Here is a 17924-nt window from a genome sequence, read left to right as displayed (position 1 = left end):
GCGCAGCAGTTTTCTGACGTAGGAAGAGAGCAGACCGACAGCCATGGCTGAGGCTACGAATATCCCGGTGGGCAGCACCACCGCCGGCCAGATCGCGGTGGCCGCCGAGTCGACCGTCGCGACGCGCATGAGCGCGCCCCCGTCCTTCGACGTCGCGGACTTCCCGGTCCCGCACGGCCGTGAGGAGGAGTGGCGGTTCACGCCGCTGGAGCGGCTGCGCGGCCTGCACGACGGCACCGCCGTCGCCGCCGGCGGGGGCGTCAAGGTCGCCGTCGAGGCCCCCGAGGGCGTCGTCGTCGAACTCGTCGACCGCGACGACGCGCGCCTCGGCAGGGCGGGCGTCCCGGTGGACCGCGTCGCCGCCCAGGCGTACTCCGCGTTCGAGAAGGCCGGCGTGATCACCGTCCCCAAGGAGACGGTGCTCACCGAGCCGATCCGCGTCACGGTGCACGGCGAGGGCGGGGTCTCCTACGGCCACCAGGTCGTCGAGCTGGGCGCCTTCGCCGAGGCCGTCGTCGTCTTCGACCACACCGGTGACGCCGTGCTCGCCGCCAACGTCGACTACGTCCTCGGCGACGGCGCGAAGCTGACCGTCGTCTCCGTCCAGGACTGGGACGACAAGGCCGTGCACGTGGCCCAGCACAACGCGCTCGTCGGCCGCGACGCGACCTTCAAGTCGGTCGTGGTGACCTTCGGCGGCGACCTCGTCCGCCTGCACCCGCGCGTGACGTACGCGGGCCCCGGCGCCGAGGCCGAGCTGTTCGGCCTGTACTTCACGGACGCCGGTCAGCACCAGGAGCACCGCCTGCTGGTCGACCACAACGTCCCGCACTGCAAGTCCAACGTCGTCTACAAGGGCGCCCTCCAGGGCGAGGCCGCGCACGCCGTCTGGATCGGCGACGTGCTCATCGAGGCCCAGGCCGAGGGCACCGACACCTACGAGATGAACCGCAACCTCGTCCTCACCGACGGCGCGCGGGTCGACTCGGTGCCGAACCTGGAGATCGAGACCGGCGAGATCGTCGGCGCCGGCCACGCCTCCGCCACCGGCCGCTTCGACGACGAGCAGCTCTTCTACCTGATGGCCCGCGGCATCCCCGCCGACGAGGCCCGTCGCCTGGTCGTCCGCGGATTCTTCGCCGAACTCGTCCAGCAGATCGGCGTCGACGACATCGAGGAGCGCCTCCTCGCCCGGATCGAGACCGAGCTGAAGGCCACCGTCTGATGGCCGACGACCCCGCCCGCTTCGTCCGGGTCTGCGCACTGAGCGAGCTGGAGGAGGACACCCCGAAGCGGGTGGAACTCGACGGCACGCCGGTCTCCGTCGTCCGCACCGCGGGCGAGGTGTTCGCGATCAACGACATCTGCTCGCACGCGAACGTCTCGCTCTCGGAGGGCGAGGTGGAGGACTGCCAGATCGAGTGCTGGCTGCACGGCTCCTCGTTCGACCTGCGCACCGGCAAGCCGTCCGGCCTTCCCGCGACGCGCCCCGTCCCCGTATACCCCGTAAAGATCGAAGGGGACGACGTGCTCGTCTCCCTTTCCCAGGAGTCCTGAGGCACCCATGGCAACGCTTGAAATCCGAGACCTGCACGTCACCGTCGAGGCCGACAACGCCACGAAGGAGATCCTCAAGGGCGTCGACCTCACCGTGAAGCAGGGCGAGACGCACGCCATCATGGGCCCCAACGGCTCCGGCAAGTCGACGCTCGCCTACTCGCTCGCGGGTCACCCGAAGTACACCGTCACCGGCGGCACCGTCACCCTCGACGGCGAGGACGTCCTGGAGATGTCCGTCGACGAGCGCGCCCGCGCCGGCCTGTTCCTCGCGATGCAGTACCCGGTCGAGGTCCCCGGCGTCTCCGTGTCGAACTTCCTGCGCACCTCCGCCACCGCCGTCCGCGGCGAGGCCCCCAAGCTGCGCACCTGGGTGAAGGAGGTCAAGGAGGCCATGGAGCGCCTCCACATGGACACCTCCTTCGCCGAGCGCAACGTCAACGAGGGCTTCTCCGGCGGCGAGAAGAAGCGCCACGAGATCCTCCAGCTGGAGCTGCTGCGGCCGAAGGTCGCCGTCCTCGACGAGACCGACTCCGGCCTCGACGTCGACGCCCTGCGCATCGTCTCCGAGGGCGTCAACCGCGTCCGCGAGACCGGCGAGGTCGGCACCCTGCTGATCACGCACTACACGCGCATCCTGCGCTACATCAAGCCCGACTTCGTCCACGTCTTCTCGGGCGGCCGCATCGTCGAGTCCGGCGGCGCCGAGCTCGCCGACAAGCTGGAGAACGAGGGCTACGAGGGCTATGCGAAGCTCGACGGAGTCGACACGAAGGGTGGCGTATCAGCGTGACGCAGCTGCCGGGCCTCCTCGACGTCGAGGCGATCCGTAAGGACTTCCCCATCCTGGACCGCCAGGTCCACGACGGCCGGAAGCTCGTGTACCTGGACAACGCGGCGACGTCGCAGAAGCCGCGCCAGGTGCTGGACGCCCTCAACGAGTACTACGAGCGCTACAACGCCAACGTCCACCGCGGTGTGCATGTGCTCGCCGAGGAGGCCACGGCGCTGTACGAGGGCGCGCGCGACAAGGTCGCCGCGTTCGTCAACGCGCCCAGCCGCGACGAGGTGATCTTCACCAAGAACGCCTCCGAGTCGCTCAACCTCGTGGCCAACATGCTCGGCTGGGCCGACGAGCCCTACCGGGTCGACCACGAGACCGAGATCGTCATCACGGAGATGGAGCACCACTCCAACATCGTGCCGTGGCAGCTGCTGGCGCAGCGCACCGGCGCGAAGCTGAAGTGGTTCGGCCTCACCGACGACGGCCGGCTGGACCTGTCGAACATCGACGAGATCATCACGGAGAAGACGAAGATCGTCTCCTTCGTGCTGGTGTCGAACATCCTCGGCACCGTGAACCCGGTCGAGGCGATAGTGCGCCGCGCGCAGGAGGTCGGTGCGCTCGTGTGCATCGACGCCTCCCAGGCCGCGCCGCACATGCCGCTGGACGTGCAGGCGCTACAGGCCGACTTCGTGGCCTTCACCGGCCACAAGATGTGCGGCCCGACCGGCATCGGCGTCCTGTGGGGCCGCCAGGAGCTGCTCGAGGACCTGCCGCCGTTCCTCGGCGGCGGCGAGATGATCGAGACCGTGTCGATGCACTCCTCGACCTACGCCCCCGCCCCGCACAAGTTCGAGGCGGGCACCCCGCCGATCGCCCAGGCCGTGGGCCTCGGCGCGGCGATCGACTACCTGTCCGCCATCGGCATGGACAAGATCCTCGCCCACGAGCACGCGCTCACCGAGTACGCGGTGAAGAAGCTCGGCGAGGTCCCCGACCTGCGCATCATCGGGCCGACCACGGCCGAGGACCGGGGCGCGGCGATCTCCTTCACGCTCGGCGACATCCATCCGCACGACGTCGGCCAGGTGCTCGACGAGGAGGGCATCGCGGTCCGGGTGGGCCACCACTGCGCCCGCCCCGTCTGCCTGCGCTACGGAATTCCCGCGACCACACGAGCGTCGTTCTATCTGTACTCCACGCCGGCCGAGATCGACGCTCTGGTCGACGGTCTGGAGCACGTACGGAACTTCTTCGGCTGAGGGGTTGGCGAGCGAGCGGATGAAGCTGGACTCGATGTACCAGGAAGTCATCCTGGACCACTACAAGCACCCGCACGGGCGTGGTCTGCGCGATGGCGACGCCGAGGTGCACCACGTCAATCCGACGTGCGGCGACGAGATCACCCTGCGGGTGAAGTACGACGGCACGACGATCGAGGACGTCAGTTACGAGGGCCAGGGCTGTTCCATCAGCCAGGCCAGCGCCTCCGTGCTGAACGACCTGCTGGTCGGCAAGGACCTGACGGACGCGCGGAAGATCCAGGAGACCTTCCTGGAGCTGATGCAGTCCAAGGGGAAGATCGAGCCCGACGACGCGATGGAGGAGGTGCTGGAGGACGCGGTCGCGTTCGCCGGCGTCTCCAAGTACCCGGCCCGGGTCAAGTGCGCCCTCCTCAGCTGGATGGCGTGGAAGGACGCGACGGCCCAGGCCCTGGGCGGAGCCGAAGCCGAAAGGAACACGGCATGAGCGAGACCCTTGAGATGAAGCCCGCCTCGGAGGAGGAAGTCCGCGAGGCGCTGTACGACGTCGTCGACCCCGAGCTGGGCATCGACGTGGTCAACCTCGGCCTGATCTACGGCATCCACATCGACGACGCGAACATCGCGACGATCGACATGACCCTGACGTCGGCGGCGTGTCCGCTCACGGACGTCATCGAGGACCAGGCCAAGTCCGCCACGGACGGCCTGGTCAACGAACTGCGCATCAACTGGGTCTGGATGCCGCCGTGGGGCCCGGACAAGATCACGGACGACGGCCGCGAGCAGCTGCGCGCGCTCGGCTTCAACGTCTGACGACCCGACAGATGCGGCCCCCCGGCGACCGGCCGGGGGGCCGCATCTGTTCACGGATCTCTACGACGCGCCTTCCCCCGCGGGACGGACCGCGTGCGGGCGGACGTGCGCGGCGGCGCCGGCCGCCCTCAGCCGAGACCGCCGGCCAGGCGGAACATGAAGTCCTGGCGGCCGGTCGTGTTATAGCCGTACGGGTCCAGGCGCAGCCCGAAGTCCGCGTGCCGCAGCATGCGGTCGGGGTAGTTCACCGACCGGAACATCACCGTGTCGCCGTACGGGGACCGCGCCACGCAGAAGGTGGCGTCCTGGGCGAACAGGCCCGAACCGTCGTTGCCTTCGGCGCGCAGGACGAAGTTGCGGTGGCGCAGGTAGGCGCCGCCGGCCGTCCTGAACGACAGGCATGAGCTGTCGGCCAGTCCGGCGACCACGTCGAAGGTGGAGTCGGCGCGCGATTCCGGGCCGCGCGGCGTGTCGAGCCGCACCAGACCCTGGCTCACATGCCAGTAGCGGCCTGGGTAGTTGACCGCCTCCACGGACCGCCCGACGGCGGCCGGTCCCGGATCGGACGGCTTCTTCGTCGGCTTCGGCGCGGGTGCGGTCGACGCGCCCGGCGACGAACTGCCCTGTGCCGCGGGCGAGGACGACACCGACGGGGACGCCGACGGCGAGGCGGACGGGGACCCGCTCCCGTGGCCCGTGGGCGTCGCCGAGGCGCCCGCGGAGGGCGTGGCGAACGAGATCAGACCGCCGCCCTCCGTCTCGTCGTCCGCGAGCGTTCGCCCCTGCCGGGCGGCCGACGTCTCGTCAGCAGGCCTGTCGTTCAGGGCGATGGCGGTCACACAGGCCACGATGGTGGCCACGGCGAGAGCGCCGGCCAGCCACAGGCGTCGTGTTCCGGGGGCCCGGGAACTGTCCGGGGCCCAGCCGTTCTCCCAGGGTTCTTCCTGGTGCGGCCGGGACTTGTTCATTGGCATGCGCTGGTCCTCCAGGGGCGCCCATGACCGCGGCCGCGGTTGCGGCTGCGACGGCCCGGTGTGTGAACGGTGAAACAGTAGTGGAACGGGAGGCTCGCGTTCAGCCGTTTGGGTGAGCGCTTTCCATAACGCTTTCGACTCCGCACGCGATATGTACAGGCGTACGCATCGCTGTGTACGCTCGTACACATGGGATACCTGACGCTCGCCGGCGCCATCGCCGCCGAGGTGGCCGCGACCACGGTCATGAAGTACAGCGACGGCTTCAGCAGACTCTGGCCCTCGCTGCTGACGGTCGTCGGCTACGTCGTCTCCTTCTTCCTCCTGGCCCGGACCCTGAAGACCGTCGGCATCGGCACCGCGTACGCCATCTGGGCCGGCACCGGCACCGCCGCCATCGCCCTCCTCGGCCTGACCCTGTTCGGCGAGTCCCTGACCCTCGCCAAGGCCGCCGGCCTCCTGCTGATCATCGCGGGAGTCGTCGTGCTGAACCTGGGAGGTGCGCACTGATGCCCCGCCGTCACGACCCCGAACGCCGCCAGCGGATCATCGACGCGGCGATCCGCGTCGTCGGCGCCAGAGGCCTGGCCGGGCTGAGCCACCGCACGGTCGCCGCCGAGGCGGACGTGCCGCTGGGCTCCACCACCTACCACTTCGCCACGCTCGACGAGTTGATGACCGCGGCCCTGCGCCAGGCCAGTGAGGGCTTCGCCAAGGCGGTCGCCGCGCGCGGCCGGCTGGCCGGCGCCGACGCCGACCTCCCCGCCGAACTGGCCGGACTCCTCGGCGAATGGCTCGCCGGCGACCGCACCGGCGTGGAACTGGAGTACGAGCTCTACCTAGCCGCCCTGCGCCGCCCGGCCCTGCGCCCCGTCGCCGCCGAATGGACCGAGGACACGGCCGCCCTGCTCGCCCGCCACACCGACCCCCTCACCGCCCGCGCCCTGGTGGCACTGATGGACGGCATCTGCCTCCAGGTCCTGCTGACGGGCGCGCCCTACGACGAGGAGTACGCCAGGCAAGCGCTCTCCCGCCTCATGCCCGACCCCAACCCCTGACCGCACCGGCCCGTCCCCACGGTTTCGCGGGTTCACGGCTGCGCGGCTCCACGGGCCGCGACGGACAGGACGGCGCGCCTCGGCGCGGACCGTGGCCTCAGGGACGGCAATGGCGGCCGGGCGGCAATGGCGGCGGCAATGGCGGCCGGGTCGGGCGGGATGCCGGCGGAGTCGGAGGAGGGGGAGCGAGGGCGTGCCGGACGAGGGCCGGCCGCGCCCGCCGGACCGGCACCTGAGACACCGCTGCGCGGGTTGGCCTCCGCGGGCCCGCGCCGGTTAGGTTGCCCTCATGACCGACACGACTGCTCCCCGCACCACCGGCGCCGTGGCCGGCGGCCTCGCCACCATCGCCGCCGACGGCACCGTTCTCGACACCTGGTTCCCCGCCCCCGAGCTGGTCGCGGAGCCGGGCCCCTCCGGCACCGAGCGGCTGTCCGCGGAGCGGGCCGTGGAACTGCTCGGCGCGGGCGCGGCCAAGGCGATCGGCCCGGACGCCCGCCGTGGCGTCGAGGTCGTCGCGGTCCGCACGGTCATCGCCTCGCTGGACGACAAGCCCCTCGACGCGCACGACGTCTACCTGCGCCTCCACCTCCTCTCCCACCGGCTGGTCAAGCCGCACGGGCAGAGCCTGGACGGCATGTTCGGCCACCTCGCCAACGTGGCGTGGACCTCGCTCGGACCGGTCGCCGTGGACGACGTCGAGAAGGTCCGGCTGAACGCCCGCGCCGGGGGCCTGCACCTCCAGGTCACCTCCATCGACAAGTTCCCCCGCATGACGGACTACGTGGCCCCCAAGGGCGTCCGCATCGCCGACGCCGACCGGGTCCGCCTCGGCGCGCACCTCGCCGAGGGCACCACGGTCATGCACGAGGGCTTCGTCAACTTCAACGCCGGCACCCTCGGCACCTCCATGGTCGAGGGCCGCATCTCCGCGGGCGTCGTCGTGGGCGACGGCTCGGACATCGGCGGCGGCGCCTCCACGATGGGCACGCTGTCCGGCGGCGGCAGCGTCATCATCTCCATCGGCGAGCGCTGCCTCGTCGGTGCGGAGGCGGGCGTCGGCATCGCCCTCGGCGACGAGTGCGTCGTCGAGGCCGGCCTGTACGTCACCGCGGGCACCCGCGTCACCATGCCCGACGGCCAGATCGTCAAGGCCCGCGAACTCTCCGGCGCCTCCAACATCCTGTTCCGCCGCAACTCGGTCACCGGCGCCGTCGAGGCCCGCCCGAACAACGCGGTCTGGGGCGGCCTGAACGAGATCCTGCACAGCCACAACTGACCGACGGCGGCCGTGACCCGCGGCCGCCCGGACGACCACCCTCCCGACCTGCCGCCGGACCGCCGGCGGGCGATCGGCGCCGGTCGTCGTCGAGCGCCCTTCCACGGCCCGAAGACGGCCCGGGAGGGCGCTCGCGCGTCGGAGAGATGCGCGACGAGCACCGTGCGAGGCGTTCGCCGAGCGTGCTCCGCGCTCTCCACGCCGAGCCCCGCGCTGCCCCGGCCGGCCGCCGTCGGCCGGAGACGAGGGCGGCCGACCGACCCGCAGCCGACGGCAGTTCGGTTCCGTCACGGGGTCGTCAGGACGACCAGTTGCTGGGTGGCTCGGGTCATCGCCACGTAGTGGTCGACCGCTCCCTGGACGCCCTCGCCGAACTTCTGCGGGTCGACGAGGACGACGAGGTCGAACTCGAGGCCCTTCGACAGTTCGGGGGTGAGGGAGCGGACGCGGGGGGTGGCGCGGAACGTGGGGTCGCCGATGACGCAGGCGATCCCGTCCGCGTGCTCGGCGAGCCAGGCGTCGAGGACCGACCGCAGCTCCGTGACGGATCCGTGGACGACGGGGGTGCCGCCGCTGCGGATCGAGGACGGCACGTTGGCGTCCGGGAGCACCGCCCGGATGACCGGCTCGGCCTCGGCCATGATCTCCTGCGGCGTGCGGTAGTTGATGCTCAGGGAGGCCAGGCTGATCCGGTCGAACCCGATCCGGGCCAGCCGTTCCTGCCACGACTCGGTGAAGCCGTGCCGGGCCTGGGCGCGGTCGCCGACGATGGTGAAGCTGCGGGAGGGGCAGCGCAGCAGCAGCATCTGCCACTCCGCGTCGGTCAGTTCCTGCGCCTCGTCGACGACGATGTGCGCGAACGGGCCGGCCAGCAGGTCCGGGTCGGCGACCGGCAGTTCGGCGTCGTCGACCAGGCTGACCTTGGCGTCCTCGCCGCTCAGCATGGTCACCAGGCCCTCGCCGTCGTCACCGTCGGCCCCCGAGTCGGCCACGGCCCGGATCAGGTTGTCCACGACGAGGTCCATGCGCTCGCGCTGGGCGGCGAGGACGGCCTTGTGCCGCCGGGCGCGCAGGGCCGCCTCCGGGTCGCCGACCCGGTGGCGCGCCGCGTCCAGGATCGGCAGGTCGGACACCGTCCAGGCGTGCGCCAGGGCCTGCGCACGCTGTAGCAGCTTGACCTCGTCCGGCTTCAGCCACGGCGCGCACATCCTCAGGTAGGCGGGCACCGTCCACAGATCGCCGACGACGTCGGCCGCTTCGAGCAGCGGCCACGCCCGGTTGAACGCCGCCGCCAGCTCCCGGTTCTGCAGCAGCGACTTGCGCAGCAGCGCGGGCGGGGCGTCGCCGTCGTGCTTGTCGGCGAGGATCGTGAGCAGTTCCTCCCAGACGTGCTCGCGCGCCTCGTTGTGCGGCGTGCCCGGATCCGCCGCGTCGAACGCCACGGCCCAGTCGTCCGCCGTCAGGGCGATGTCGGACCAGTGGGTGGTGACCGTCATCCCCGTGGCGGGGGGCTCCTCGTAGAACGCGACGGCCTTCTCGATCGCGCGCACCAGCTCCGCGGACGACTTCAGCCGGGCCGCCTCCGGGTCGGCCTCGGGCCGCGCCTGCGCGCCCTCGGCGACGAGGTCGCGCAGCGTGCACGTCTGCACCCCCTCCTCGCCGAGGCTGGGCAGTACGTCGGCGACGTAGGCCAGGTAGGGCCGGTGCGGGCCGACGAACAGCACGCCTCCGCGGCGGTGGCCGAGACGGGGGTCGGAGTAGAGGAGGTAGGCGGAACGGTGCAGCGCGACGACGGTCTTGCCGGTGCCCGGCCCGCCGTCGACGACCAGGGCGCCGCGGGAGCCCGCCCGGATGACGGCGTCCTGGTCGGCCTGGATGGTGCCGAGGACGTCGCGCATCCGGGCCGAGCGGTTGCCGCCCAGGCTGGCGATGAACGCGGACTGGTCGTCGAGCGCAGCCGCGTGCCCGGCGAACCCTTCCGCCGCGAACACCTCGTCCCAGTAGTCGCTGATCCGGCCGCGGGTCCAGCGGTACCGGCGGCGGCTGGCCAGGCCCATCGGGTTGGCGTGGGTCGCCCCGAAGAACGGCTCGGCCGCCGGGGAGCGCCAGTCGAGCAGCAGCCGGCGCCCCGTACTGTCGGTGAGTCCGAGGCGTCCGACGTACACGGGCTCGCCGTCGTCGGCGCCGACCATGTGCCCGAGGCACAGGTCGAGCCCGAAGCGGCGCAGTGCGCGCAGCCGGGCGGTGAGCCGGTGGATCTCGGTGTCGCGGTCCATCGCCCCGCGGCCCAGTCCGCCGGGCGCCCGGCGCTCGGCGTCGAGACGCTCGGACACCTCGGCGATCGACTGTTCGAGACACTCCGCGAGCGCCGCGAAGTGCCGCTCGTCGCCGGCGATCAGCTTCGGATCGGCCTTGTGGGCCAGCCGCTCGGGAAGGTCGAAGGCCCCGGTGGTCAGGGGGGTCACGTCATCAGCTCCGATATGAGATCGCTTGCGACCGCGGTCGGTCCGTGCCGTCCGGGTAGGTCCATTCTCGCGGCTCGCGAGTGTTCGGGTTCTCGGCCTCGTCCGCGGCCTCGTCCGCGGCCTCGTCCCCGGGCTCCTTCTCGGTCTCGTTCTCCGCCGCGGGCGAAGGGGTCCGGACACCGGGCGGCGGGCACCGGACGCGGCCGGGCGGCCCGTGCACCGGCCCGGGCCAAGGATTGTGCGTCACGACGGGGGCCTTGCGGCAAGCCCCCCTGTGCGCTATACGTTGTCAGTGGCAAGGAGGCGCGACCTCCTTGCCTTTGTCGTTTCCCCTTCCGGGATCCGCCCCGTCAGGCGGCCAGGCGTTCGTAGGCCGCGCGCAGCTCGCCGACCGTTTCGCGGGAGGCGGGGAGCAGCGGTGCGCGGAGCGGGCCGGAGGGGAGGCCGAGGTCGGTCAGGAGGGCCTTGGCGGTGACCGCGCCGGGCAGGTCCGACGCCATCATCGCCGCCACCAGCTCGGTGAGGTCCCGTTGCCGCCGGGCGGCCGCGGCGGTGTCCCCGGCGTCGAAGGCGTCCAGGACGGCCCGCATCCGGTCCGGGACCACGTTGGCCACCGTGCTGACGTATCCGGCCGCGCCGACCGCGTACAGGGCGAGGTTGTGTTCGTCGCAGCCCGCGTAGTACGCCAGATCGGTGCGCGCGAGCACCTTCTGCGTGCCGAGGAAGTCGTAGGAGCAGTCCTTCACCGCGACGATCCGGGGGTGCTCGGCGAGCCTGAGCAGGGTGTCCGGTTCGATCCGGGTGCCGGTGCGGGCGGGGATGTCGTACAGCATCACCGGCAGGGCGGACGCGTCCGCGACCGCACGGAAGTGGGCTTCGACGGCCGTCTGCGGGGGCCTGCTGTAGTACGGGGTGACCACGAGCACGCCGTCGGCCCCCGCCCTCTCGGCGGCCCGCGCGAGGCCGACGGTGTGGCGGGTGTCGGAGGTGCCGGCCCCCGTCACGATCGACGCCCGGTCGCCGACCGCCTCCCGCACCGCCGCCACCAGCTCCGCCTTCTCCGCGTCCGACGTGGTCGGCGACTCGCCGGTGGTGCCCGAGAGCACCAGACCGTCGCAGCCCGCGGACACCAGCCGGTCGGCCAGTCGCTGAGCGCCCTCGCGGTCGAGCGCGCCGGAGGGGGTGAAGGGCGTGACCATCGCGCACAGGGTCCGGCCGAAGGGCCCGGTGCGGGCCGGGGCGGGCGTCGGGACGGGCGTCGGGGAGAGCGTCGGGGCGGCGGCGGAGGCTGTCGTCATGGGAGCAGTCTGGGCGGGCCGATCGTGAAGCTCTACTTAATTCTCCTACGAGATACGGGTAAGTGTTGCTGCGAAGTCCGGCGCTCGCTTAGCGCGCGGCGGCAGGGGTACCCGGAGGGCTCCGGGAACCGAGAGGAGGCGGAGCGCTGTGACCGGCACCACGGACTTCCGGCCCGTCCAGGACGGGCATCGCACGGTCGGCGAACTCGTCGGCCAGGCCACCGAACAGCTTTCCCTGCTCGTACGGCAGGAACTCACCCTGGCCAAGACGGAGTTGGCCGAGAAGGGGCGGCGCGCCGGTCGCGGCGGCGGGCTGCTCGGCGCCGCGGGCGCGTTCGGCTATGCCGGCCTGCTCGCCCTCGCCGGCACGGCCGTGGCCGCGCTCTCGCTGGTGCTGCCCGTCTGGGCGGCGGCGCTCGTGGTGACGGCGGTGCTGTTCGTGATCGCCGCCGTACTGGGCCTGGCAGGCCGTGCCCAGTTGCGCCGGGCGACGCCGCCGACGCCCGAGGAGGCCCTCGGCAGCGTGAAGGCCGACGTCGAGGAGATCAAGGAAAGGGCCCATCGATGACGGACAAGGCGGCGGCGGACCTGCGTCGGCAGATCGAGCAGACCAGGCACCAACTGGGAGAGACGGTGGAGGAGCTGGCGGCCAAGGCCGATGTGCGCGGACGCGCCCGCGCCCGTGCCGCCGACCTCAGGGACCGTGCGGGCGCGATGAGCGTGCAGTTGCGCAGTTCGGCCGCCGAGGCGGGGCGGCACATGCACGACCGGGCGAACCGCGCCGGTCACGCTGTCCAGGAGCGGGCCGGCCGGGCGGGGCACGCCACACAGGAGCGGGCGGGCCGGGCGGGGCACGCCGTCCAGGAGACGGCGGCTCGGGCCGGGCACTCGGTCCAGGAGCGGGCGGTGCGGACCCGTCACGACCTGCACGACAAGGGGTCCGGGGCCGCGCGCACCGGCGACGGCTCCGCCCCCGGCGTGCTGCGCGCGCCCGTGGACTTCGTGCGGCGTCATCCGTGGCCGACGGCGATCGCCGGGGCCGCGGTGGTGGCCGCCGTGCTGGCCGCGACGCAGGGCACGGGCAAGGCGCCGGGCGGAAGCCGGGCGCGGCGCCGCGGGTGCTGACAGCGGCCCGACAGGGCCGGCCGAACGGATGACGGCCGTTCGGCCGGCCCTGTCGGGGCGGACGGTCACGGCTCGAAGCGCAGCACCTGCGGGTCGTGGTCGCTGACCTGGTCGTGGAACTCCGAGTTGATGTGCACGCTGTCGTAGCTGAAGTCGCAGCCGCGCCGGATCGACGGGCTCACCAGGATCTGGTCCAGGACCTGCTGGTTGCCCTGGTAGTCGTAGGTGTAACGCTCGCTCTTGGGCAGCGACTTGATCGCCGACCACAGCTCGCCGCGTCCCTCCAGGATCTGGGCGGTGCCGGAGAACTCGAAGTCGTTCATGTCGCCGAGCGCGACGACGTCCGCGTTCTTCTGGACGTCCAGGATGCTCTTGACGAACGCGTTGACCAGCGTCGCCTGGGCGTGGCGCTGGACCTCCGAGCTGCGCGCCACCGGCTGGTACTGCGAGGTCAGACCCTGGTCGCCGCCCTTGGAGTTGAGGTGGTTGGCGATGACGAAGACCGTGCGGCCGCGGAAGACGAACTCGCCCGCGAGCGGCTTGCGGCTGGACTTCCACGCGTCGTCGCCGGGGGCGACGCGGCCGGGGGAGGCCGTCAGCCGCGCCTTGCCGTGCACCTTGGCAACGCCCACCGCGGTGGTGGAGTCGCCGCCCGCGCGGTCGGTGAAGGACACCCGCTGCGGGTTGAAGAGGAACACCTGGCGGATGTTGCCGCCCGGCTCGCCGCCGTCCTGGTCGTTGACCGGGTCGACGGCACGCCAGTCGTACGTCGGGCCGCCGGCCGCGACGATCGCATCGATCAGCCTGGCCACCGTCGCGCCGGCGGTGACCGTGCCGTCGTCCTTGGCGCCGTTGTCGTCCTGGATCTCCTCCAGGGACACGATGTCGGGGGACTTCAGGTTGTTCACGATCGCGGCGGCGTGGCGCTCGAACGTGGTGTCCGAGGGGTCGAGGTTCTCGACGTTGTAGGTGGCGACCGCCAGCTCGTCCCGCTTCTGCTTCCGGGTCGTCTCCCGCTCCAGGCCGCCGCTCTTCAGCGTGCCGAGCCGCCCGGCGACGAGGGTGTAACCGCCGAACTGGTTGTAGTCCAGGGGGCCTTCGGTGACGCCGGTGAGGGTGTCGCCGACGTTCGCGACGGGGAAGTCGGCGGTCGCGCCCAGCGACTGGATCTGTAGCCGGCCGGTGTTCTGCGACGTGTAGGAGCCGTAGAGGGCGCCCCCGCGGCGGGTGGCGTTCTCGCGCGGCTTCACCGTGACCCACAGCTCGCTGTACGGGTCGGTGGCGGTCACCACACGGGCGTCCGCGACCTGGACGTTCATGCCTTCGAGGGACTCGTAGTAGTCCAGGGCGTACCGGCCGGGGCGCAGGGTCAGGCCGTTGACGGAGCCCGCGGCGGCGGGGTCGCCGTCCGGGGTGTACGCGGCCGGGACCGACCGCGCGTTCACGACGGTCGCGGCCGGGACCGCGTTGCCGCCGGAGACGACCGTCACCGTCGGCTTGGTGATCTCCGTGACCGACTGGTTGCCGCCGGCCGCGCCGCCGGGCACGAACTCCGACACCGTGCCGGTGACCGTGACGGAGTCGCCGACGGCGACCTTCGGGGCGGAGCTGGTGAAGACGAACACGCCCTCACTGGTGGCGGGGTCGGCGTCCGGGTTCGGATCCTGGATCCAGAACCCCTTGGACGAACCGTAGGTGCGCACGCCGGTGACGATTCCGGCCACACCCGTGACCGCCTTGCCGGCGTAGGGCGATATCCGGGTCGTGCCCTGGATGTCGTGAATGGCCACCGTGTCCGCCTGCGCGGGTGCGCCGAGGGCGACGGTGGAGGCCGCGGAACAGACGGCGGCGACGGTGAGCGCGGCGAGACGCGCGGACTTCTTGCTCGGCAACGGAATCCCTCCGGGGACGTACGTGAGCGCCGGGACGAGGGTGGAGCACGGAACGAGGGGGCCGCGCCCCGCGGAACGGGTGAGCGACGCGCGTAGAAAATACAGTGAACAGCTGTCCAGTGGATTTCTATGCGCGTCAATCTCCTGCCTGCTCCGGCCACTTGTCAAGGTTTCAGCCATGTACGGAGGCCGGCGGGGAGATGAACCGGGCGGCATGGGGCCATATCCGTCTAGGCTGAGTGGCCCAGTGGCCCCAGCGGGCCGGCGGCACCACGCGCCCTAGGAGAACCAGCCGATGTCAGACAGCTCCCCCCTGCCGCCGGTGCGGCTGCACCCCGAAGCGGAGCTGGCGCGCGACGCCCTGTCCACGCCCCTGCTCTCCCGGGCCGCCCTGCTCGCCCGCTGGGCCGGCCCCGGCACCCGCGTCGACGCCGGGGGCTCCCTCGTGGAGGAGCAACTCGCTGCGGCCGCCGAGGCGCTCGGCCTGACCGGCGAGGACGCCGCCGCCTGTGCGAGCGAGGCCTGGCGGGTCGCCGTGGACGCCGGGCTCGTGGAGATCGTCGACGAGGAGGCCGGCACGGTCGCGGCCGGCGAGGAGCTGGCCCTGCTGACCGGCGGCGCCCCGCACGACGTCCTCGCCGTCTGGCTCGACGCCCTGGACACCGTCCTCGCCGAGGCCGCCGTCCCCGACCTCGACGACCTGATGGAGGCCATGGACGAGGGCGGCCAGGTCGACTTCTCCCGGCTGGACTGGAACCCCGAGGCCGAGGCCGAGTTCCTCGACGGCGTGCTCGGCAACCTCTACCTGCTCACCGCCAGCGAGGACGGCCCCGGCGACGCCCCCGTCCCGCTTCCCGCGCTCGCCGCCTCCATGATCATCCCCGGTGACATGGACGAGCCCACCAACGACGTCCTGGAGCAGGTCTCCGACGCGATGATGCGCCTCGACGACCAGTTCCGGCTGCTGGAACCCCTCGGCGTCGTCGCCTACCGGCCCGTCGACGAGGACCTGATGGTCGACGCCGACGAGGAGCCCTCCGCCCCCCTCGACGACACCGACGTCTCCCGCTACGGCATGGTCCGCCTCACCCCGCTCGGCGTGTACGGGCTGCGGGCCCGCCTTCAGGAGGCCGGCTTCGACGCCCCGGCCGTCGGCGACCTCGCCGACAAGGGCGCCGACGCGCTCCTCGACGCCGGCGCCGGCTACGGCCCGCGCGCCGCGCTCGCCGAGACCGAGCACTGGCTCGCCCGCCGCGACCCCCTCGCCGCCGCACAGGAACTGCTCGCCGCCGCCCGCGGCTCCGACCCCGGGGCCCCGCTGCGCCGGCTGCGTTGCCAGCAGGCGCTGTCCCTCGTCGGCGGACAGGCCGAGCCCGCCGTGCGCGCGGTGCTCGCCGACCCCGAACTCGGCGGTCTCGCCCGGGTCTGGCTGAGCGAACTCGGCGCGACCGACGTGCCCGCCCCCTCCGAGGACCTCGTCTTCTGGCTCACCGTCGACACCCTGGCCGCCCAGCTCGCCGCCGAGGGCAACTCCGAGGAGCTCCAGGCCCTCGTCGAGGGCCTGGCCCAGCAGCACGGCGGCTTCTTCGCGGCCGCCTGGCGCGTCGACCACCCGGCCACCGCGGACGTCCTGGAGGCGATGGGACGCCTGCACCCCGACAAGCGCATCGCCAAGGAGGCCCGCAAGGCCGCCTTCAAGGCGCGCTCGCAGCGCGGCGGCTGACCGCCCGCCGCGCGACAGCCCTCCCCGGGCGCGCGGGGAGCCGTCCTCTCGGGGACTTTCTTGGGGACCTGCTTCCGTGCATCCGTACGGATTCACGGAAGCAGGTCCCCCGTGGCCGCCCCCCGTTCAACTCCCGTTCAGGCATGGACGGGACGGTGTCGCCGAAACCGGAGTCCGCCACCTCCACGGCACTTCCACCGTCTCAGGAGACACCATGTCGCTCACCCGCAGGGACTTCACCCGGCGATCCGCGGTCACCGGCGCCGGAATCGCGCTCGCGGGCAGCGTCGGCGCCCTCGCCAGCGCGCCGAACGCCCTCGCCGCCACCGACGCCGAGGACACCGCGGCCGCGTCGCGCGAGCCGGCGTCCGCCCGGCGCCACGGGCCCGGCTACGGCCCGCTGCTGCCCGACCCGGCCGGCGTCCTCGCGCTGCCCGCCGGCTTCACGTACCGCGTCGTCACCCACAGCGGCCGCACCAGGCTGGAGTCCGGCGAGATCACCCCGTCCCACCACGACGGCACCGCCGCCTTCCGCGGCCCGCGCGGCGCGACCCTGCTGGTCAACAACCACGAGATCAAGGGCCCGCGCGCCGACTGGCAGTACCCCGTGCCCCTCACCGCCGGCCATGTCTACGACCCGGCCGCGGCCGGCGGCTGCACGGTCGTCGAGGTGCGCCCCGGCGGCCATGTCGCCGAATGGGTCGGCATCGCCGGCACCTCCACCAACTGCGCGGGCGGCGCCACCCCGTGGGGCACCTGGCTCTCCGGCGAGGAGACCGAGGACAAGGCCGGCCAGAACGGCATGACCAAGGACCACGGCTACATCTTCGAGGTCGACCCCGCCGACCGCCGCGCCAACCGCGACCCGAGGCCCGTCAAGGCGTTCGGCCGGTACGCCCACGAGGCCGTCGTCATCGACCCCGGGCACGGCCACGCGTACCTCACCGAGGACGCCTCGGGCCCCAACGGCCTGCTCTACCGGTGGACCCCGCCGACCGGGTTCCGCCACGGCCGGGGCAGGCTGCGCACCCTCGCCGACGACGCCGGCGTCCTTCAGGCCTTCAAGTGCTTCGACTCCGCCGGACGGTTCGTCGACGACCTCTCGCGCGCCACGAAGACCGGCACCGTGTACGGCGTCGACTGGGTGGACGTCCCCGACCGCGACGCGAGGTCGGTACCGGTGCGCAAGCAGTTCGCCGCCGGGCAGGTCACCCGCGCCCGCAAACTGGAGGGCATGTGGTGGGCCGACGGCGGCGCCTACGTCGTCTCCTCCTACGCCCGTGACGAGAGCCCCGTCCAGCACGACGGCGCCGTCTGGTTCTACGACCCCCGGCGCCGCACCCTGACCCTGAAGGTGCTGCTCGGGGTGAACCCCGACCCGTCGGCCGACGGCGCCTTCGACGGCCCCGACAACATCACCGTCTCCCCCTACGGGGGCCTCGTCATCGCCGAGGACGGCGAGGGCGTCCAGCACCTCTTCGGCGCGACCGACAGCGGCCGCACCTACCCCATCGCCCGCAACGAACTCAACATCGGCACCGCGGACGAGCCCGAATACAGCGAGTTCACCGGCGTCACCTTCTCGCCCGACGGCCGCACCCTCTACGCCAACATCCAGACGCCGGGAATCATGCTGGCGATCACCGGCCCCTGGAAGCGGCAGAAGCGGTAGGCGGCGGCCCGTAATTTAA

At 72.3% G+C, this 17924-nt stretch carries 17 protein-coding genes; 13 read left to right on the top strand and 4 right to left on the bottom strand.

Annotated features, from left to right (window positions below; translation table 11 throughout):
- The first annotated feature begins 43 nt into the window (after positions 1-43).
- The 6 genes from sufD to OG802_RS08350 are packed head-to-tail and all read left to right on the top strand — an operon-like array spanning position 44 to position 4419.
- A complete protein-coding gene (sufD, locus tag OG802_RS08375; RefSeq protein ID WP_329408653.1) occupies positions 44-1225 on the top strand; it encodes a Fe-S cluster assembly protein SufD in 1182 nt (393 codons plus the stop codon).
- Entirely contained in the window at positions 1225-1557 is a 333-nt protein-coding gene (locus OG802_RS08370; protein ID WP_329408651.1) for a bifunctional 3-phenylpropionate/cinnamic acid dioxygenase ferredoxin subunit, read from the top strand. Before sufD ends, OG802_RS08370 begins: the two co-directional genes overlap by 1 nt.
- A 7-nt stretch (positions 1558-1564) precedes the next feature.
- The gene (sufC, locus tag OG802_RS08365) at positions 1565-2350 is read left to right on the top strand and encodes a Fe-S cluster assembly ATPase SufC (RefSeq protein ID WP_329408649.1); all 786 of its coding nucleotides are present in this window, start codon (positions 1565-1567) and stop codon (positions 2348-2350) included.
- Positions 2347-3603: a cysteine desulfurase gene (locus OG802_RS08360; protein WP_329408647.1), complete on the top strand. Its 1257-nt coding sequence runs from the start codon at positions 2347-2349 to the stop codon at positions 3601-3603. Before sufC ends, OG802_RS08360 begins: the two co-directional genes overlap by 4 nt.
- A gap of 19 nt (positions 3604-3622) precedes the next feature.
- Positions 3623-4090: a Fe-S cluster assembly sulfur transfer protein SufU gene (gene sufU / locus OG802_RS08355; RefSeq protein ID WP_329416993.1), complete on the top strand. Its 468-nt coding sequence runs from the start codon at positions 3623-3625 to the stop codon at positions 4088-4090.
- Entirely contained in the window at positions 4087-4419 is a 333-nt protein-coding gene (locus OG802_RS08350; protein ID WP_020130530.1) for a metal-sulfur cluster assembly factor, read from the top strand. The genes sufU and OG802_RS08350 overlap by 4 nt, the downstream gene beginning before the upstream one ends.
- Positions 4420-4547: 128 nt before the next feature.
- Here the strand turns inward: OG802_RS08350 and OG802_RS08345 are convergent, their stop codons facing one another.
- On the bottom strand, positions 4548-5393 hold the full coding sequence (locus OG802_RS08345; protein ID WP_329408643.1) for an AbfB domain-containing protein: 846 nt from the start codon (positions 5391-5393) through the stop codon (positions 4548-4550).
- Between the two features lie 189 nt (positions 5394-5582).
- Between OG802_RS08345 and OG802_RS08340 the strand changes: the two genes are divergently transcribed.
- The 3 genes from OG802_RS08340 (at position 5583) to dapD (ending at position 7730) form a co-directional block, all read left to right on the top strand.
- Positions 5583-5903, top strand: a complete 321-nt coding sequence (locus OG802_RS08340; RefSeq protein ID WP_329408641.1) for a DMT family transporter — start codon at positions 5583-5585, stop codon at positions 5901-5903.
- The gene (locus tag OG802_RS08335; RefSeq protein WP_329408639.1) at positions 5903-6451 is read left to right on the top strand and encodes a TetR/AcrR family transcriptional regulator; all 549 of its coding nucleotides are present in this window, start codon (positions 5903-5905) and stop codon (positions 6449-6451) included. The genes OG802_RS08340 and OG802_RS08335 overlap by 1 nt, the downstream gene beginning before the upstream one ends.
- Positions 6452-6740: 289 nt before the next feature.
- Positions 6741-7730: a 2,3,4,5-tetrahydropyridine-2,6-dicarboxylate N-succinyltransferase gene (gene dapD / locus OG802_RS08330; RefSeq protein WP_329408637.1), complete on the top strand. Its 990-nt coding sequence runs from the start codon at positions 6741-6743 to the stop codon at positions 7728-7730.
- A gap of 287 nt (positions 7731-8017) precedes the next feature.
- On the opposite strand, the gene helR is transcribed toward dapD, so the two are convergent.
- Positions 8018-10195 carry an RNA polymerase recycling motor ATPase HelR gene (gene helR, locus OG802_RS08325; RefSeq protein WP_329408635.1) on the bottom strand — a complete coding sequence of 726 codons (2178 nt, stop codon included), beginning with the start codon at positions 10193-10195 and terminating at the stop codon, positions 8018-8020.
- Between the two features lie 350 nt (positions 10196-10545).
- A complete protein-coding gene (gene dapA, locus OG802_RS08320) occupies positions 10546-11493 on the bottom strand; it encodes a 4-hydroxy-tetrahydrodipicolinate synthase (RefSeq protein WP_329408633.1) in 948 nt (315 codons plus the stop codon).
- A gap of 148 nt (positions 11494-11641) precedes the next feature.
- Between dapA and OG802_RS08315 the strand changes: the two genes are divergently transcribed.
- Positions 11642-12061: a phage holin family protein gene (locus OG802_RS08315; protein ID WP_329408631.1), complete on the top strand. Its 420-nt coding sequence runs from the start codon at positions 11642-11644 to the stop codon at positions 12059-12061.
- On the top strand, positions 12058-12618 hold the full coding sequence (locus tag OG802_RS08310; protein ID WP_329408629.1) for a DUF3618 domain-containing protein: 561 nt from the start codon (positions 12058-12060) through the stop codon (positions 12616-12618). The genes OG802_RS08315 and OG802_RS08310 overlap by 4 nt, the downstream gene beginning before the upstream one ends.
- 65 nt (positions 12619-12683) lie before the next feature.
- Here the strand turns inward: OG802_RS08310 and OG802_RS08305 are convergent, their stop codons facing one another.
- Positions 12684-14510 carry an endonuclease/exonuclease/phosphatase family protein gene (locus OG802_RS08305; RefSeq protein ID WP_329408627.1) on the bottom strand — a complete coding sequence of 609 codons (1827 nt, stop codon included), beginning with the start codon at positions 14508-14510 and terminating at the stop codon, positions 12684-12686.
- Between the two features lie 295 nt (positions 14511-14805).
- Here OG802_RS08305 and OG802_RS08300 point away from each other — a divergent pair, with 295 nt between their 5' ends.
- Positions 14806-16233 (top strand): hypothetical protein, encoded by a 1428-nt coding sequence (locus OG802_RS08300; protein ID WP_329408625.1) that lies wholly within the window; start codon positions 14806-14808, stop codon positions 16231-16233.
- A 214-nt stretch (positions 16234-16447) separates the two neighbouring features.
- Positions 16448-17905 carry an alkaline phosphatase PhoX gene (locus OG802_RS08295; RefSeq protein WP_329408623.1) on the top strand — a complete coding sequence of 486 codons (1458 nt, stop codon included), beginning with the start codon at positions 16448-16450 and terminating at the stop codon, positions 17903-17905.
- Positions 17906-17924 lie beyond the last annotated feature (19 nt).

This window comes from Streptomyces sp. NBC_00704, assembly GCF_036226605.1.
GTDB lineage: Bacteria > Actinomycetota > Actinomycetes > Streptomycetales > Streptomycetaceae > Streptomyces.
Note: the sequence above shows the minus strand (reverse complement) of the source record. Positions and strands in the feature narration are given on the sequence as shown.

Bases quoted from the DNA above. Each gene is read 5' to 3' on its own strand.
- sufD (WP_329408653.1), top strand. From the start codon at position 44: ATGGCTGAGGCTACGAATATCCCGGTGGGCAGCACCACCGCCGGCCAG.
- OG802_RS08370 (WP_329408651.1), top strand. From the start codon at position 1,225: ATGGCCGACGACCCCGCCCGCTTCGTCCGGGTCTGCGCACTGAGCGAG.
- sufC (WP_329408649.1), top strand. From the start codon at position 1,565: ATGGCAACGCTTGAAATCCGAGACCTGCACGTCACCGTCGAGGCCGAC.
- sufU (WP_329416993.1), top strand. From the start codon at position 3,623: ATGAAGCTGGACTCGATGTACCAGGAAGTCATCCTGGACCACTACAAG.
- OG802_RS08350 (WP_020130530.1), top strand. From the start codon at position 4,087: ATGAGCGAGACCCTTGAGATGAAGCCCGCCTCGGAGGAGGAAGTCCGC.
- OG802_RS08345 (WP_329408643.1), bottom strand. From the start codon at position 5,393: ATGCCAATGAACAAGTCCCGGCCGCACCAGGAAGAACCCTGGGAGAAC.
- OG802_RS08340 (WP_329408641.1), top strand. From the start codon at position 5,583: ATGGGATACCTGACGCTCGCCGGCGCCATCGCCGCCGAGGTGGCCGCG.
- OG802_RS08335 (WP_329408639.1), top strand. From the start codon at position 5,903: ATGCCCCGCCGTCACGACCCCGAACGCCGCCAGCGGATCATCGACGCG.
- dapD (WP_329408637.1), top strand. From the start codon at position 6,741: ATGACCGACACGACTGCTCCCCGCACCACCGGCGCCGTGGCCGGCGGC.
- dapA (WP_329408633.1), bottom strand. From the start codon at position 11,493: ATGACGACAGCCTCCGCCGCCGCCCCGACGCTCTCCCCGACGCCCGTC.
- OG802_RS08310 (WP_329408629.1), top strand. From the start codon at position 12,058: ATGACGGACAAGGCGGCGGCGGACCTGCGTCGGCAGATCGAGCAGACC.
- OG802_RS08300 (WP_329408625.1), top strand. From the start codon at position 14,806: ATGTCAGACAGCTCCCCCCTGCCGCCGGTGCGGCTGCACCCCGAAGCG.
- OG802_RS08295 (WP_329408623.1), top strand. From the start codon at position 16,448: ATGTCGCTCACCCGCAGGGACTTCACCCGGCGATCCGCGGTCACCGGC.